The sequence below is a fragment of the Arcicella sp. GW458-12-2-14-TSB2 genome (assembly GCF_059423785.1).
Genome location: NZ_JBWKYN010000050.1, coordinates 1 through 15150 on the forward strand (window position 1 = coordinate 1; position 15150 = coordinate 15150).

The 15150-nt window shown below is 35.5% G+C and carries 14 protein-coding genes; 9 read left to right on the top strand and 5 right to left on the bottom strand.

Features of this window, described 5'->3' with window-relative positions; genetic code table 11:
* Nucleotides 1–147 precede the first annotated feature (147 nt).
* The 4 genes from AC07XN_RS09380 to AC07XN_RS09395 all read right to left on the bottom strand — a co-directional run bounded on the left by AC07XN_RS09380 (nucleotide 148) and on the right by AC07XN_RS09395 (nucleotide 5074).
* Nucleotides 148–951: an SDR family oxidoreductase gene (locus AC07XN_RS09380; RefSeq protein ID WP_494742844.1), complete on the bottom strand. Its 804-nt coding sequence runs from the start codon at nucleotides 949–951 to the stop codon at nucleotides 148–150.
* Nucleotides 944–1426 (bottom strand): hypothetical protein, encoded by a 483-nt coding sequence (locus AC07XN_RS09385; protein WP_494742845.1) that lies wholly within the window; start codon nucleotides 1424–1426, stop codon nucleotides 944–946. The genes AC07XN_RS09380 and AC07XN_RS09385 overlap by 8 nt, the downstream gene beginning before the upstream one ends.
* Nucleotides 1423–2736 (bottom strand): AAA family ATPase, encoded by a 1314-nt coding sequence (locus AC07XN_RS09390; protein WP_494742846.1) that lies wholly within the window; start codon nucleotides 2734–2736, stop codon nucleotides 1423–1425. The genes AC07XN_RS09385 and AC07XN_RS09390 overlap by 4 nt, the downstream gene beginning before the upstream one ends.
* Before the next feature lie 268 nt (nucleotides 2737–3004).
* Nucleotides 3005–5074: a S9 family peptidase gene (locus AC07XN_RS09395; protein ID WP_494742847.1), complete on the bottom strand. Its 2070-nt coding sequence runs from the start codon at nucleotides 5072–5074 to the stop codon at nucleotides 3005–3007.
* 164 nt (nucleotides 5075–5238) lie between these two features.
* On the opposite strand from AC07XN_RS09395, the gene AC07XN_RS09400 reads away from it, so the two are divergent.
* From AC07XN_RS09400 to AC07XN_RS09430, 7 genes are all read left to right on the top strand, one after another.
* Nucleotides 5239–5448, top strand: coding sequence for a hypothetical protein (locus tag AC07XN_RS09400; protein ID WP_494742848.1), 210 nt, complete (start codon nucleotides 5239–5241; stop codon nucleotides 5446–5448).
* Between the two features lie 16 nt (nucleotides 5449–5464).
* Nucleotides 5465–5914, top strand: a complete 450-nt coding sequence (locus AC07XN_RS09405; protein ID WP_494742849.1) for a regulatory protein RecX — start codon at nucleotides 5465–5467, stop codon at nucleotides 5912–5914.
* A gap of 335 nt (nucleotides 5915–6249) precedes the next feature.
* Complete coding sequence (locus AC07XN_RS09410) at nucleotides 6250–7263, top strand: hypothetical protein (RefSeq protein ID WP_494742850.1); 1014 nt, start codon at nucleotides 6250–6252, stop codon at nucleotides 7261–7263.
* A gap of 263 nt (nucleotides 7264–7526) precedes the next feature.
* On the top strand, nucleotides 7527–8699 hold the full coding sequence (locus AC07XN_RS09415; RefSeq protein ID WP_494742851.1) for a pyridoxal phosphate-dependent aminotransferase: 1173 nt from the start codon (nucleotides 7527–7529) through the stop codon (nucleotides 8697–8699).
* A gap of 150 nt (nucleotides 8700–8849) precedes the next feature.
* Entirely contained in the window at nucleotides 8850–9698 is an 849-nt protein-coding gene (locus tag AC07XN_RS09420) for a prephenate dehydrogenase (protein ID WP_494742852.1), read from the top strand.
* 321 nt (nucleotides 9699–10019) lie between these two features.
* On the top strand, nucleotides 10020–11582 hold the full coding sequence (locus AC07XN_RS09425; protein WP_494742853.1) for a DUF1800 domain-containing protein: 1563 nt from the start codon (nucleotides 10020–10022) through the stop codon (nucleotides 11580–11582).
* A 65-nt stretch (nucleotides 11583–11647) separates the two neighbouring features.
* The gene (locus tag AC07XN_RS09430; protein WP_494742854.1) at nucleotides 11648–13228 is read left to right on the top strand and encodes a DUF1501 domain-containing protein; all 1581 of its coding nucleotides are present in this window, start codon (nucleotides 11648–11650) and stop codon (nucleotides 13226–13228) included.
* Between the two features lie 95 nt (nucleotides 13229–13323).
* Here AC07XN_RS09430 and AC07XN_RS09435 read toward each other — a convergent pair whose 3' ends face one another.
* Complete coding sequence (locus AC07XN_RS09435; protein ID WP_494742855.1) at nucleotides 13324–13482, bottom strand: hypothetical protein; 159 nt, start codon at nucleotides 13480–13482, stop codon at nucleotides 13324–13326.
* Nucleotides 13483–13655: 173 nt separating this feature from the next.
* On the opposite strand from AC07XN_RS09435, the gene AC07XN_RS09440 reads away from it, so the two are divergent.
* Together AC07XN_RS09440 and AC07XN_RS09445 are read left to right on the top strand one after the other, a co-directional pair.
* Nucleotides 13656–14444, top strand: a complete 789-nt coding sequence (locus AC07XN_RS09440) for a hypothetical protein (RefSeq protein ID WP_309913808.1) — start codon at nucleotides 13656–13658, stop codon at nucleotides 14442–14444.
* 216 nt (nucleotides 14445–14660) lie between these two features.
* Nucleotides 14661–15098 carry a GNAT family N-acetyltransferase gene (locus AC07XN_RS09445; protein WP_494742856.1) on the top strand — a complete coding sequence of 146 codons (438 nt, stop codon included), beginning with the start codon at nucleotides 14661–14663 and terminating at the stop codon, nucleotides 15096–15098.
* The last annotated feature ends 52 nt before the right edge of the window (nucleotides 15099–15150 follow it).

Consider the following 15150-nt stretch of genomic DNA (forward strand, 5'->3'; position numbering starts at 1 on the left):
AATATTAACACATTCTCAAATCTTCAATTATTTTATTGGAGTCTAATTCAATAATATTAATTCAATTTCAAATCTTCAATTGTTTTATTTGGGGCTATTCAATAATATTAATCCATTTTCAAATCTTCAAATTCTCAAATCTTCAAATTATTTCGCAGTATTTACTTTCTGAACCATTTTATAGACGATGGCGGGGAAATATCGTTTTAAGTATACAGCCATTACTTCAAACATTCCGCCAATGTATACTTCTTTTTTGTTATGCTTAACAGCTTTAACAATTCTTTTCGCACAAGTTTCGGGACTCATACCACGACTTTGGTTGCTATCCATTTTGCCATGAACATTTCCTTTTCCATCTAAGGCATACAGTGAAATAGGCGTATTGATATATCCCGGACAAACTACTGTTACCTGTATGTTGTCTTGCCAAGTCTCCGCTCTTAATGAATCAAAAAAGGCAATTAAAGCATGTTTTGCTGCACAATATCCACTTCTAAGAGGTGTCCCAATTTTTCCTGCTACGCTGCTAATCGCTACAAAATGACCTGTTTTTCTTTCACTAAAATGTGGAAGAATAGCTTTTGTCAATGCAACAGTACTGAAAAAATCCAATTCCATAATATCTCGGTAAACTTTGAAATCAGTGTCTTTTACAAATGAACGTTGGGTAATGCCTGCATTTTGAACAACCACATCTATTTGTCCGAAATAAGCCAACACAGTATTTACTTTTTCAGGAAATAGCTCAAATCGTAGCATATCCATTGGTAAAACCAAAACGTTTTCGGGAGTCAAGCCCGTGGTGTTAGCTACTCTTTGTAATTCCTGTTCTCGTCTGGCTGAAAGCACCAATTTTGCTCCTTCCTTAGCAAATTGATAAGCAAGAGCTTCGCCAATTCCTGACGAAGCTCCTGTAATCCAGACTATTTTATTATGGAATTTATTCATGATAAAGTAAATCTTCTGGGCGTTTGCAAGCAGTAACAGTAAAGGCTGGAAAATTGATTAAGTCAGTAACAAAAGCATCATCAATACTCAATACATATTTTCGATGAGATAACAAAACGGTAGGAATATGTTCTCTATCTTCTTGGTTACAAGTGAGTTTCTTTTCTACCTTTTTAGTAAAATGAATTTGTTGAAAATCTTTAATTGCTTGATTTTTGATAAAAACTAAACGACCTTGTTTTTGAAGCCTCCCGATGATAGCAATGATATTTTGACCTTCTTTGACGTTTTGATTCGAGCGACTGTACTCATTTAATAATTTTTGAGAAACTACTAAATGTGCATTTATATCAATTTCACCTTCTTTAATTTCTGTGTATTTGATAAGCCAATCTCTTAATTTTATATAGGCTGGGTCAGCAGGGTTTTTAAAACGACTGGCAATATTGTTATCAATAAAAATATCTTTTTTCATTGTGCAGAAGCAAATAAGGCTATATCCATTACATCCATTTCATAAGTATCAAAAAATCCCTGTGGAGCATTTTTGATTTGTCCATCCGTTGTTAATTCAATGGGATAAGTAGTAGTTTTATCACCATCGTTTTCCATATAATATAATTTTACATCTTCGGGTTGTAGTTCTCCCTTAACAATTAAAAGGCGAAGACGATTGATTAAATATTCCGAATGTGTTTCTACAATATATTGCTTTTCAGTTTCTTTAACTTGCTTTGCAAAATAATCTCCCAAAGTAGCCTGAATTTTAGGGTGCAAATGTATCTCTGGCTGTGAAACTGCTAAACAAGATTCATCACTTAATTGTAAATCTGCCACAATAATGGGAAGAAACTGACTAATCCCAAAACCTACATCTGTTAAAGAAGCTAAAGCACTATTTTCATTTACTTTTACATTTAATTCAAATCTTCCACCTTTCATCTTGTTAGATTCAATGGCATGGAAAAGTCCTAAATCTGTAACTGCTTCTACTAATTCTTGAAATTTCTCATGATTAGATTCTTCCCATTCAATTATTTGGTCAATGTACCCTTCTCCGTTGACACCTATTTTATTAGAATTTGGTTTTCTATAATATGTTCTTTCTGGAGGTAAACGAAATGAGCCTAAATAATTGAAGTTAAAAAAATGAAGATCTTTGTACTCAAATTTAATTGTGTTTAAGCTTTTTGTCACTTCATTGAATAGTTTATTAGTTTTAATTAAAACATTAGAGCTATCTAAGTATTCTAATTGATATTCGCCATCTATAATTGTCGGAATTATGATTGGATTATAAAATATTTGAAAAATGGTAGCTTCACGTATTAATTCTTGTTCTTTTTTAGAAGCTATTTTTTTCGCTTTTTGAAAGACTTCTTTAGTTATATATAATTCTATTATGGCTATGGTAAAATCGCTCGTTTTTCTTATTATTTGTATCTCTTGATTCTTAAATTCGATTAAAATTGGTTGTTCTGTTAGAGGATTTAATGTCCATTTTGTTGAATACTTTTCGTAATTACCTATGATAATGTTAATCTCAAATACTTTTTCTTTCGACTTCTTCCTCAACACATCATCAAAACCACCCATATTCACCAATTCACCATTTAAAGCAAAGTATTCAGGGAAATATTTGCTCTGCATAATTCCCAACAAAGCGTTAATCAGCGAGCTTTTCCCACTGCTGTTTGCACCCGTGAGTAAAGTGATTTTTCCAAAGTCTATATCTACTTGCTCAAAGCATTTGAATTCTTTTAATGAAAGCGATTTTATTAACATTCCTTTAGTGTTTTTCTTTATTCAAAAGTAAATAGAATTCACTCTAAAACAAACAAACCTCCTTATCAGACGAGAAGGAGATTTGTAAAAAGAGTTTTCAAAAATGAAAGAAGGAATAATATAAATATGTCGTTCCTATGGGACTTGTGTTGAGATATTTACCTACCGATATTTAACTCCTACGAAGTTATTTTATGGCATAACAGGCAAGCATGAAAAAGGATTCCGAACTCCGCACTCACAACTCCTCATTCAAGAAACTCCTCACTCAAGCATAGATTCCCATCAAATTCAACATAAAAGCATACTCCAACGCTATATCATGAAAACGCTTGAATCTGCCCGATGCTCCACCATGACCTGCTTCCATGTCTGTATGCATCAACAATAGATTATTGTTGGTTTTTAACGCACGTAATTTCGCTACCCATTTGGCAGGTTCAAAATACTGTACTTGCGAATCGTGCAAGCCTGTTGTTACCAACATATTCGGATAATCCTTTGCTTCTACATTATCAACAGGCGAATACGATTTCATATAATCGTAATATTCTTTTTGTTTAGGATTTCCCCATTCTTCCCATTCGCCAGTAGTCAAAGGAATGCTTTCGTCAAGCATAGTAGTTACTACATCTACAAAAGGCACTGCCGCCAAAATACCTTTGTATAAATCTGGACGCATATTGGTTACAGCGCCCATCAATAAACCGCCCGCAGAGCCACCATTGGCAAAAAGCTTATCTTTGGATGTCCATTGCTCTGCTATCAAATATTCCGAAACATCGATGAAATCATTGAAAGTATTTAGCTTCTTTAACAACTTGCCATCTTCATACCATTGTCTTCCCATTTCCTGTCCACCACGGATATGCGCAATAGCAAAAGCAAAGCCACGATTTAGCAAGCTTAGTCGGGCAGCAGAAAAATAAGGGTCTATCGAATAGCCATATGAACCATAAGCGTATTGGAGTAGCGGTTGAGAGCCATCCCTTTTAAATCCTTTTTTATACACAATAGAAATTGGTATTTTAATACCATCTCTAGCAGTAGCATACAGGCGTTCGCTGACATAATCATCTTTATCAAACTCGCCCAAAACCGTTTGTTCTTTCATCAGGGTTTGAGTTTGACTATCCATATCATAATCATACACAGAAGAGGGCGTCGACAGCGAAGTATATGAGTACCGAAGAATATTCGTTTCAAAATCTGGGTTTGAAGAAACCCCAGCATCATAGGCCGTTTCATTAAATTGAATATAATGTTCTGCCTGCGTAGCTTGATTGATAATACGAATATGTATCAAAGCATTGCGTCGTTCCTGTAAAACCAGATGGTTTTTAAAAACCTCCATGCCATCCAGATAAGTATCTTCACGATGTGGAACTACCTCTTTCCAATTGGTTATATCTGCACTTTGGCCTTCCGATACTTCCATTAATTTGAAGTTAATAGCATCATCCACGTTTGTTCTGATATAAAACTTATCTTCAAAATGCTCGATAGAATATTCTAAGCCCTCTTCTCGTGGATAGAAAGGAACAAATTGTCCTGTTGGGTTGGAGGCCTCTAACAAACGGTATTCTGTGGAGACACCATTTTGTTCCGAAACCGAAATGATGTATTTCTTTGATTTCATTCTACCCAAGCCCATATAAAACTGTGGGTCTTCTTCGGTATAAACCAAAACGTCTGATGCTATTGGCGTGCCTATTTCATGGCGATATACTTTTGATGCCAGCAAAGTCTGTTGGTCACGCACCATATAAAATATCGTTTTATTATCAGTCGCCCAAGCATAAGCTCCGCCTTCTGTATTAGGAATTTCGTCAGCTAATATTTCACCCGTTGTTAAATCTTTAAACTTCAAGGTATAGTTTCTTCTACTAACGGTATCTATTCCATACGCTAATATTTGTTCATTATCTGATATTTCATAACCGCCAATACTGAAGTAAGACAATCCTTCTGCCATTATGTTTCCATCTAACATAATCTGTTCTTCTGCATCTAAAGAACCCTTTTTTCTACAATACAAAGGATATTCTCCGCCTTCAATATACCTAGAATAGTAGTAATAATTGCCATCTTTTACTGGAACAGACTCGTCGTTTTCCTTCACTCTGCCCTTCATTTCATTGAAAAGGGCTTCTTGTAAGGGCTTAGTAGGTGCCATTACGGCATCTGTATAGGCATTTTCTGCATTAAGGTATTCAATAACTTCTGTATTTTCGGGTTCATTCAACCAATAATAATTATCTTGACGAGTGTCGCCGTGTAGCGTCATAGGATGTGGCTTTATCGCTGCCACAGGAGCTTGCATTACATCTGGATTCATTATTTTAATTTTTTACTTTCAATCAACTTACCCTCAAAGTGGAAACGCCAATGCTCAAAGATAAGTTTTTCATAGATAAATGAGACTTTTATCTATGAAACTTTCATCTTTGTAAGAAAGTTATCAGTCTTACATAAAACACAAATTAAATCTTGACGAAAGAAATGAAAACGATAGCCTATATACTATTGGTTGTTGCGGGAGTGATGTTAGTTGCTTTTTTTATTTGGGCTATTTTAAGTCTTTTTGAAATAGGATTAAGTGAAAAAACGCTATTTGCCATTATTTTCGGCAGTATTGCTGGTTTTGGCTTAATCGGTAGAGTGATTTATGTAGCAATGGATTCTTTCAAAAAAGATAAATTACGAAAATAGAGTACCCTTATTAAACATGAATAAAGAAGCCCTCGTGAAAGTCGCCAATTTTTGTGCCTATCAAGAACGCACCCAACAGGAAGTACGTAAAAGGTTATCAGAATTGGAAGTAATAGGCGACGAAGCCGAAGAGATGATTGTCTGGTTGATTGAGAATAATTATCTTAATGAAGAACGCTTCGCCAGAATATTTGCAGGAAGCAAATTCCGACAGAAACGTTGGGGAAGATTAAAGATTCGTCAAGAGCTAAAAATGCGTGGCATATCTGAATATTGTTTGAAAGCAGGCATGAGCGAAATAGATGACGAAGACTATATCCAAACACTGGCTGAAATCCTTGAAAAGAAATCTAAAGAAATCAAAGAAAGCAATCCCCTAAAACGCAAACAGAAGCTAGTAAGCTATGCATTAAGTAAGGGTTTTGAATCTGATTTGGTGTTTGACTTAGTTAAGGAAATTTCGTAAAGTATTAAATCTTCGAAAATAAATGTCTTATTAGTTCATAAATATTAAAATCAATATTAATTTCGACCTAACGATTTAATAGCAGATGTTCTATACTGTTTGTATCTACATGAATAGAAAACTTTGTGACTAAAATCATATCATTTTACCTGACTTCAGGAAAGATTACAATCTAAGACATGTGCTCAGAAATAAGTAATTACCACTATTACTTATACTACTAAGCCTAGCTCTGCTAATTTTATTATCTCCATTTTATACTACTAGAATTGTGAGGTGATTGGACATGCCCATTATTTATTAAAACCATACATACCACTAAGATTATAATTTTTATGAGTAACCGTTCAAAAAAGAAAGTCGATGTAAGTGTTTGCTTATATGGTAAGCCTTTCCATACAATTCTAGCCATTAAAAGTTTGTTGAAATATAGTAGAGAGCATATTAACAAAATCTATGTTACAGTAGAAAAGAACCAACCACAAAAAGATTCAAATGGGATGTACCTATTGAAGCAAGTTTTAAAAGATGAGCCAATAGTATACTTTAAACCTAAGTATTTTTATAATTTGGGGGAACTGGATTTTGAAAGAACTCGAAAAGATGCCCAGTATCGTTATCAAATTCCTTATCAATATGTTTTTGAAAACTCTACACAAGACTATGTATTGGTTATTCATAACGATTGCCTTTTTCATGATGACGCTGTAGGACAAATGTTAGCAACATTTGAAAAGGGGACTGAAAAATTAGCTGGTACAGGAGCGATTGGTCAGTGTTGGGTATGTCCTGCTGCTTTTGAGAACAAATGTAAGTCTAGTACTTTCGATCAGTATAAGCCTACAAAGAATGAATTAATTGAAATGATGAATCGCCATGATATTCCAAGAAGGGAAGTAACGATGCGATTAATCCATGAAGATAAAATTCATCCATTACCAGAATGTCGTTTAAATGAACATGCCGCTTTAATTAGTACAGCTATTTATCGTGAAAGCTCCTTGCCCAAAGGTAATAATGTTACGTTCGCTGCAGGCTGGGGCGGAAATGACTGGGGTACAGTTTGGTTTCACCAGATGGTAAATCAAGGTTATGTTTTTAAGCATCATAGGCTAGAAGATTTTGCAACACATTCGCCCTTTAACTCATTAGGAAATGGCATCAGTGCGTATTCTAACTCAGATATTTATTGGAATTCAGAAGAATTAGCCAAGAAACATTTATTAGAAAACTATAATGTTTCTTTAAAACCGAAGCCAAAGACAAAAGTGCTATCAGCCATTAATACTGTTAAAGTAAGTACTAAAAGAGTATTGGTGAAAACGATTAATCGTTTTAGAAATAGATAATTCTTAGCTATTGAGCGACTATAAAGAATCAAATTTTTGATTCTCATCATAAACACTTGTCAAAATAAAAAAATCACATTACCTTTGAAGTCATGAATAATGCAGCGAACACATACCGTACTTATTATTACTACTACGCGCAGTAGCAGTCGGTTGTGTTTTGACTAATCTTTTTGAAATTCAAAAAATACATATACACAAACCGACTTGAAAAAGTCGGTTTTTTTTGTGCCTTTTCGCAAGTTCGATGAGGTTTTTAACCAATGAATGTAAAACCAGCTTCCCGAATGGATTTGGTACAGGAGTATTACTTCTCGACCAAGCTAAAACAAATCGCAGAAATGCGTGCCTCAGGTATTGACGTATTGAATTTGGGCATCGGTAGTCCCGACTTACCACCCTCTGCTGAGACTATTTCAGCATTGGCAACGGCTGCTCAGAATCCTAAAAACCATGCCTATCAAAGCTATGTAGGTATTCCTGCTTTGCGTGAAGGTTTCGCTACCTTTTACCAAAATGCTTATGGAGTAAGTGTAAATCCTGTCAATGAAGTATTGCCTTTAATAGGCTCAAAAGAAGGTGTTATGCACATTTCTATGGCCTATTTGGAAGCTGGCGACGAAGTTTTAGTGCCAAACCCTGGGTATCCAACCTATCGTGCTGCTTCATTGTTGACGGGTGCAACGGTAGTGGCTTATGACCTTTCGGAAGAAAACGGATGGTTGCCCGATTTGAAAAAGCTAGCAGAACAAGACTTATCAAAAGTGAAATTGATGTGGGTAAACTATCCACATATGCCAACGGGAGCAAAAGCGAATAAAGCCTTTTTTGAAGAGCTTAGGGATTTTGCTTTGGCCAATAATATCTTAATCATAAACGACAATCCATACAGCTTTATCCTAAACGACGACCCACAAAGTATGTTGGCCGTAGAAGGAATGAAAGAAGTAGCCCTAGAATTAAACTCACTGTCAAAGTCGCATAATATGGCTGGCTGGCGTTTAGGTGTTTTAGTGGGGAAAGCTGAGTTTATTAATCCAGTATTATGCTTCAAATCTAACATGGATTCTGGTATGTTTTTGCCTTTGCAAATGGCAGCAGTAAAAGCATTAGAAAATCCACCTGCTTGGTTTGAGGAACTAAATGCTGTCTATAAAGAACGCCAAATGAAGGTTTTTGAATTAATGGATTTACTAAATTGTGAATACGACCATAATCAAGCAGGAATGTTTGTATGGGCTAAAATTCCTGCTAACTATCAAACGGGATATGAATTATCTGATGAAATTCTAGCGAAAACAGGCGTATTTATTACTCCGGGGGGAATCTTTGGCTCAGCAGGAGATGGCTACATTCGTACTTCTTTATGTGCAGAGGTTTCAGTTTTTGAGGAGGCGATTTCAAAGATAAAAGACTATAAGACTTCAGGACTTTAGGATAAAAGACTCAAGACCTAAGATAGAAGACTTGAAAGCTTTTTAGCGTAAAAGATTATTAAGAAAAAAGATTTTAAAAAATAAAGGCTCATCGCTCAAAGCTTAAAGCTCATTGCTCAAAGCTTGAAGCTCAAAGCCAAATACAAAATTATGACTATTTCAGTAGTTGGACTTGGGCTTATTGGTGGTTCAATGGCTTTGAGTTTAAAAGAAAATGGTTTTGCTGATACCATCATAGGTGTTGATAACAAAACTGAACACATTATTAAGGCATTAGAATTAAAACTAATAGACCGTATCGCACTTTTGCAAGATGCCATTAAGCAGTCGGATATTATTATTTTGGCTGTTCCTGTAGATGCCTTGCTTACTTTATTGCCAGAGGTATTAAATCAGATTACTGAAAACCAAGTGGTGATAGAAGTAGGTTCTACTAAAAAAGCGGTAATTGATGCAGTAAAGAATCATCCCAATAGGGCGAACTTTGTCGCTACTCACCCGATGGCTGGTACTGAGTTCTCAGGACCAGAAGCTGCTATCAGAAACCTGTTTGATCATAAAAACTGCGTGCTTTGTGATATTGAAGATTCTAAACCAGAATTGGTAGAATTAGTTAAGAAAATGTATGTGGAAGGATTAAAAATGAGAATTACTTATTTGGATTCTACTGCTCACGATATACATACTGCCTATATTTCACATATTTCGCATATTTGTTCTTTTGCGTTGGCATCAACAGTGTTAGCCAAAGAAAAAGATGAAGAAAGTATTTTCAATTTGGCAAGTACTGGTTTTGAATCAACGGTTCGTTTGGCTAAGTCAAGCCCTGAAACTTGGATTCCAATTTTCAGACAAAACCAAGAAAACATCATCGATGTGCTAGATGCTTATATTACTACCTTATTGAAATTCAAAGGGCTGATGATTTCAGACAGCTACGAGAAGTTCGGAGAGTACCTTACACAAGCAAACGATATTAAACGAATATTGAATAAATAATTTGTACTTATAGTACTCTATGTAAAATAAACAGCGTTAGTGTATGAATTAAAGTGTTATATATCAAGGTTTTAAACCTCGGCTGCAAAGACAACTCATCACTCTCAATTCACAACTCTTACTTAGCTACCCCAAAATTTTAATACTGAGGGTAGCTATTTTTGTAAGCAATTATCATAAAGTCTATTAGCTTATTTGCTAATACTTATAGCTATTAAAAATAGTTGAAAAAGATTTTTTTGTCCAAATTAAACTATTTAATGTCATATTTGTCTAACTTTCAAACTCTCTTTATAAACGTTTTGAAAGTTAAGCTATCACATGGCATTAATTGATACTTATTCTCAACCTCTTTCTAGTGAGCAGGTTGCCCATTTACTGCGTAGAACTACCTTTGGAGCCACGCCAGCTCAATTAAAAGAATGGACAGGAAAGAAAGTTGACGAAATCGTTATTCAACTTTTAGCAAGTCAGCCAACACCAACACATCCTACCCTTAAAGATGGTACAACTTTTCATAATTTATCATGGGGAAATAATGCTGCAACAGATGCTGATAGGAATACTTACGATAGCAATGCACGCAAACAATTAAAGTATTGGTGGATTGGATTAATGATTAAACAACCTGTTTCAATCATTGAGAAAATGACACTTTTTTGGCAAAATCATTTTGTTTCAACAACCACCGAAGCTTCAGATGCCCGATTTATGTATAGCTATTTGCAGTTGATGCGTAAATATGCTTTAGGCAATTTCAGGCAATTCGTCATTGAGGTAAGCAAAGACCCTGCAATGCTGAAATACCTAGATAATGACCAAAATACAGCAACAAAATCTAATGAAAACTACGCTCGTGAACTCCAAGAATTATTTACGATTGGTATTGGGAATTATAATGAAGACGATGTGAAAGCTGCTGCGAGGGTGTTAACTGGTTGGCGTACTATCGGTTACAGAGATATTACTAAGCCAGATATTGGAACAGAATTTAGAATTAGTCAGCACGATACTAAAGACAAAGTGTTTTCAACATTCTATCAAAATAAAACCATTAAGGGACGTACCACGGCCACCGCTGGAGACGAAGAATTGACAGAATTTATTGATTTAATCCTTGCCCAAAAGGCAACAGCGTTGTTTATCGTGCGTAAGTTCTATCGCTGGTTTGTACAAGCAGAGATTTCTGAACAAATAGAAAAAGAAGTAATAGAGCCCTTAGCAACCATATTTCGGAAAAATTATGAAATTAAACCTGTCATTGAAGCATTGTTGAAAAGTCAGCATTTTTTCGATATAAATCTGTTGGGTTCGCAAATAAAATCCCCTTTAGATTTGGTCATTGGAACACTACGAACGTTTAATTATCAACTACCCGACCCCTTAACAGACCGCTTGACTTTCGATAATGCTACTACTTACTTTTTTACTAGGGCACGCGAACAGCAAATGGAAGTATTGGAACAACCTAGCGTATTTGGCTGGCGACCATATTATGATACCGATTTCTACGAAATTTGGATAAATTCAACAACGCTTGCTTTAAAAGGTTCATTTACCGATATCATCGTAAAGGGTTCAACTTCTCTGAAACTAACTTTTGATTCCATTGCTCTTGCTAAAAACACCAGTAATCCTAAAGAGCCTTATGGCTTAGTGAAAGCATTAACACAGCCACTTTTCGCTGTTGTCCTTAGCGACGAACAAAATAAATATTTAGTAGAAGAAGTATTGATGGCTGGTCAACCTTACTACGAATGGATTACAATCTGGACAGACCATATTGATGACCCTAATAATAACAATAAAAAGACTGCCGTAAAAAGTCGTTTAGATAGGCTGTTTACCTACTTACTCCGATTAGCGGAATTTCAGATGGGTTAAGTTGATAGCTAAATAATTAGAGAAACTACAAAATAACATAATCCACATTATCCTGATTTTGAGTAATGAAACGTAGAGATTTTATTCAATATACTGGTTCGTCTTTGTTGTTGCCATTTTTGCTAGATGGTTTCGGAGCCAAAGCACATACGGAAGCAACTACCCCTTTTATGCAGGAAATGCTAAAGGTTGCAGATGTGAACGAGCGTATTTTAGTAGTAATTCAATTAGCTGGAGGCAATGATGGACTCAATATGGTATTACCATTAGACCAATATTCTACCTATACTGCCAGTAATTTCAGAGGAAGTATTGCTATTCCAGAGGCTAAGGTATTATCATTAAATGGCTATCAAGCAACTGGTTTGCACCCTTCTATGAAGGGATTACAAACGCTATTCAATGAAGGTAAACTATCTATTATACAAGCAGCAGGATATGACAATCCAAGCTTTTCACATTTCAGAGCGAGTGATATATGGTTTACAGCTACAAATGCTAATCAATTCTCTACTTCGGGTTGGCTTGGGCGGTATATTGAAGGTAAATACCCTAATTTTGCGGACGATTACCCGAATACGGCTAACCCAGACCCTTTGGCTGTTCAAATAGCTTCTATTTCATCGACAGTATTCAATACAAGTTCTGTTTCATCTGCATTGGCTATTCAAGACCCTGATACTTTTTACAAAATTATTGGTGACAAGCCTAGCGTAATTCCGGGGTCATTGCCGAATACACCAGCTGGTAAATACACTGCTTTTGTTCGCCAACAGCAAATTTCATCAGTTGCTTATGCTTCGTCCTTGAAAATTGCCGCTGAAAAAGGCAAAAATTTGGTTTCCTATCCTACCTCAAATACGTTGGCAGATCAATTAAAAATTGTAGCTAGAATGATTCACGGAGGCTTACAAACCAAAATCTATTTTGTGTCATTAGGCGGATTTGATACCCATGCCTCACAAGTAGTGGCAAGTGATACCACAACGGGGACTCATGCTACACTGATGGGCAGACTTTCTGAGGGCATCAAAGCATTTATGGATGATTTAAAGGCACAAGGCACACAAGACAAAGTAGCTGGAATGACATTCTCTGAATTTGGGAGAAGAGCTGCCGCCAATGGTAGTTATGGCACAGACCATGGCTGGGCATCACCACTTTTGATTTTTGGCAATGGGGTAAAGCAACAAATGATTGGCAAAAATCCAGATTTAAAAGCCTTACAAAGTGGTAATATTACATTGCAAAACAACTTCAGAAAAGTTTATGCCGCTGTATTACAAGATTGGATGGGAGCAAGCGAAAGTTCGGTAAAAAATGTTTTGTTAGGGGTAGACCCAGCTCCGCTTCCTATTTTTAGAGCACCTGCTGTATTGGCAAACGAAGAAGAAATAGGGCATTATGAACTAAATATATATCCTAATCCAGCACAAAGTGAAACTTTTTTGGATTCGGAGGCATTCGCTAAAAATATGGAATTAGTAGTTACAGATGTGTACGGACGTAGTTTTTACACTCATCCAGAAAGACTTTCTCGTACCAAAATACGCTTGAACGTCGATAATATGCCAATGGGTAAATATTTTGTAAAAGTAGAAACCGATAAAGAACCTATCGTAAAAGCACTTATGGTTCAAAGATAATAACTTATCATTTGGGGTTTTTAAAAAGTGCCATAGCCAAAATATAGAGCAATGGCACTTTTTGTCAGTATGGCCCAGCACAAAGCTTTATTTATTTACGGTCTGTATATTATCTTGCCGATTTCAATCTTTGCCTTATTCTTGTTCTTATTCCACGGAGCGGTGGTATTCATGCCCATTTGTATGGCTAATCCAGCCATCAATAGTGTGAAAATGATAAAAACCCAGCGAAATATTTTTTGATTTTTGTTCATGAGTCGTCAAAATTAAATAATGCCTCAAAGATAATAACATATTGATAAACGATAAGTTTGTCGTAATGATGGATTCTAAAGCAAATCTGATTATTTTGCAAAAGTTTTGAATTACTAAGCAGTAAACCAACCTTTTAACGGCCGTCACAATATATAATAACCCTTGAAAAACCATGAGAAAAAAAATAAAATATTTTTTGTTTGTTATTGCTAGTACCATATTGTTTTGCTGTTCTAGTCCCGCTACAAAATATGAAAATGCTGTCGACGAAAGTAAGACTTGCTCAATGATTTTTATTGATAAATCAGTTAGTGTAAATCCAAGTAAGCAGTTCATTTATGAAAAATATACTAAGATTATTAATGAATTGATTGATGAAAATATCAAAGTAAAAGGCGATAAAATAGAAGTATTTTTTATCCATGAAAATACAGCAAAAGCTAAAGTAGCTGAATTGGTTGCACGTTCAGAAATGGAAATTTCAGAAGGAACTAGTGCCACAGATGCGGAAGCACAAAAGACAGCATTTGCGATGGAAATAGGTAAAGAACGAAGCATATTCAAGAAAGTAGTTATCAACCACTTAACCTCTCAAAACACTTCTACAAGTAAAAATAATACTGACATTCAGGCAGCATTACCATTGATTGACCATGAAATTGGTAAAGGATTTAAAGTAAAGGCATATTTCCTTTCTGATATGGTAGAAAGTATGTCGGGTACTAATCGCAGAGATTTCCACAAAACACCACCCGTGGATGATGCTTCTGCGGTAGGTTGGGCTAGGGAAGATGCTGCTCGTTTGCAAAGTGTTTTACCCAATATTAGCATGGCAGAAATTTTTATTGCTAAACCTTTTGAACCCACTGCTTCTAGAAAGCTTAACAATCCTGCGATTTCTACCTATTGGCAACGCCTTTTTTCAGAATTAGGCGTTTCTGGTGAAGTAAAGGAATTATAACAGCTTTGAGCTGTGAGCTATCAGCCTTGAGCTTTTATGATAGTACGAAGTAAAAAACTAAAATAAGCTCATTGCTCAAAACTTACAGCTAAAAAAACATAGTTATTTCTTTAGTTTAAGCTATCAGTAATTTATGACAACATTAAGTTAACTTCATTATTTAAAAACTAAAAAAAGCTCAAAGCTCATTGCTTAAAGCTTACAGCTCAAAAAAAAATGCTTATTGCCAAAATACCAAGTACGCCATCAGAATGGGAAAAATATTATGATTTACGGTTCGTAGTATTGCGTGAACCTTGGCATCAGAAAAAAGGGAGCGAAGTATTAGCAGATGAAAACGAAGCAGACCATGTGATGGCGATTGATAGTGAAACAGATGAACTGCTAGGAGTAGCTCGTTTACAAATGAATTCAGCTACGCAAGGACAAGTACGATGTGTGGCGGTGTCTAAAAATGCCCAAGGTAAAGGCGTCGGTAAATTCTTGATGAAATATTTAGAAAATTTAGGGAAATCAAAAGGCTTAGAAGAAATTATACTCGATGCCCGCATCAATGCCCTTGATTTTTATAAAGCTATCGGCTATGAAATCTATGCAGATTCATATTTACTCTTTGGAGAAATACAGCATTGGAAAATGAAAAAACAACTGTAGAACGAGATTTCATCTCGTTTTTATCGGAGACCAATTTTTTGCATGATTATTA

Excerpts from the sequence above, each read along its gene's own strand:
- AC07XN_RS09380 (WP_494742844.1), bottom strand. The coding sequence starts at position 951 with ATGAATAAATTCCATAATAAAATAGTCTGGATTACAGGAGCTTCGTCA.
- AC07XN_RS09385 (WP_494742845.1), bottom strand. The coding sequence starts at position 1,426 with ATGAAAAAAGATATTTTTATTGATAACAATATTGCCAGTCGTTTTAAA.
- AC07XN_RS09390 (WP_494742846.1), bottom strand. The coding sequence starts at position 2,736 with ATGTTAATAAAATCGCTTTCATTAAAAGAATTCAAATGCTTTGAGCAA.
- AC07XN_RS09395 (WP_494742847.1), bottom strand. The coding sequence starts at position 5,074 with ATGAATCCAGATGTAATGCAAGCTCCTGTGGCAGCGATAAAGCCACAT.
- AC07XN_RS09400 (WP_494742848.1), top strand. The coding sequence starts at position 5,239 with ATGAAAACGATAGCCTATATACTATTGGTTGTTGCGGGAGTGATGTTA.
- AC07XN_RS09405 (WP_494742849.1), top strand. The coding sequence starts at position 5,465 with ATGAATAAAGAAGCCCTCGTGAAAGTCGCCAATTTTTGTGCCTATCAA.
- AC07XN_RS09410 (WP_494742850.1), top strand. The coding sequence starts at position 6,250 with ATGAGTAACCGTTCAAAAAAGAAAGTCGATGTAAGTGTTTGCTTATAT.
- AC07XN_RS09415 (WP_494742851.1), top strand. The coding sequence starts at position 7,527 with ATGAATGTAAAACCAGCTTCCCGAATGGATTTGGTACAGGAGTATTAC.
- AC07XN_RS09420 (WP_494742852.1), top strand. The coding sequence starts at position 8,850 with ATGACTATTTCAGTAGTTGGACTTGGGCTTATTGGTGGTTCAATGGCT.
- AC07XN_RS09425 (WP_494742853.1), top strand. The coding sequence starts at position 10,020 with ATGGCATTAATTGATACTTATTCTCAACCTCTTTCTAGTGAGCAGGTT.
- AC07XN_RS09430 (WP_494742854.1), top strand. The coding sequence starts at position 11,648 with ATGAAACGTAGAGATTTTATTCAATATACTGGTTCGTCTTTGTTGTTG.
- AC07XN_RS09435 (WP_494742855.1), bottom strand. The coding sequence starts at position 13,482 with ATGAACAAAAATCAAAAAATATTTCGCTGGGTTTTTATCATTTTCACA.
- AC07XN_RS09440 (WP_309913808.1), top strand. The coding sequence starts at position 13,656 with ATGAGAAAAAAAATAAAATATTTTTTGTTTGTTATTGCTAGTACCATA.
- AC07XN_RS09445 (WP_494742856.1), top strand. The coding sequence starts at position 14,661 with ATGCTTATTGCCAAAATACCAAGTACGCCATCAGAATGGGAAAAATAT.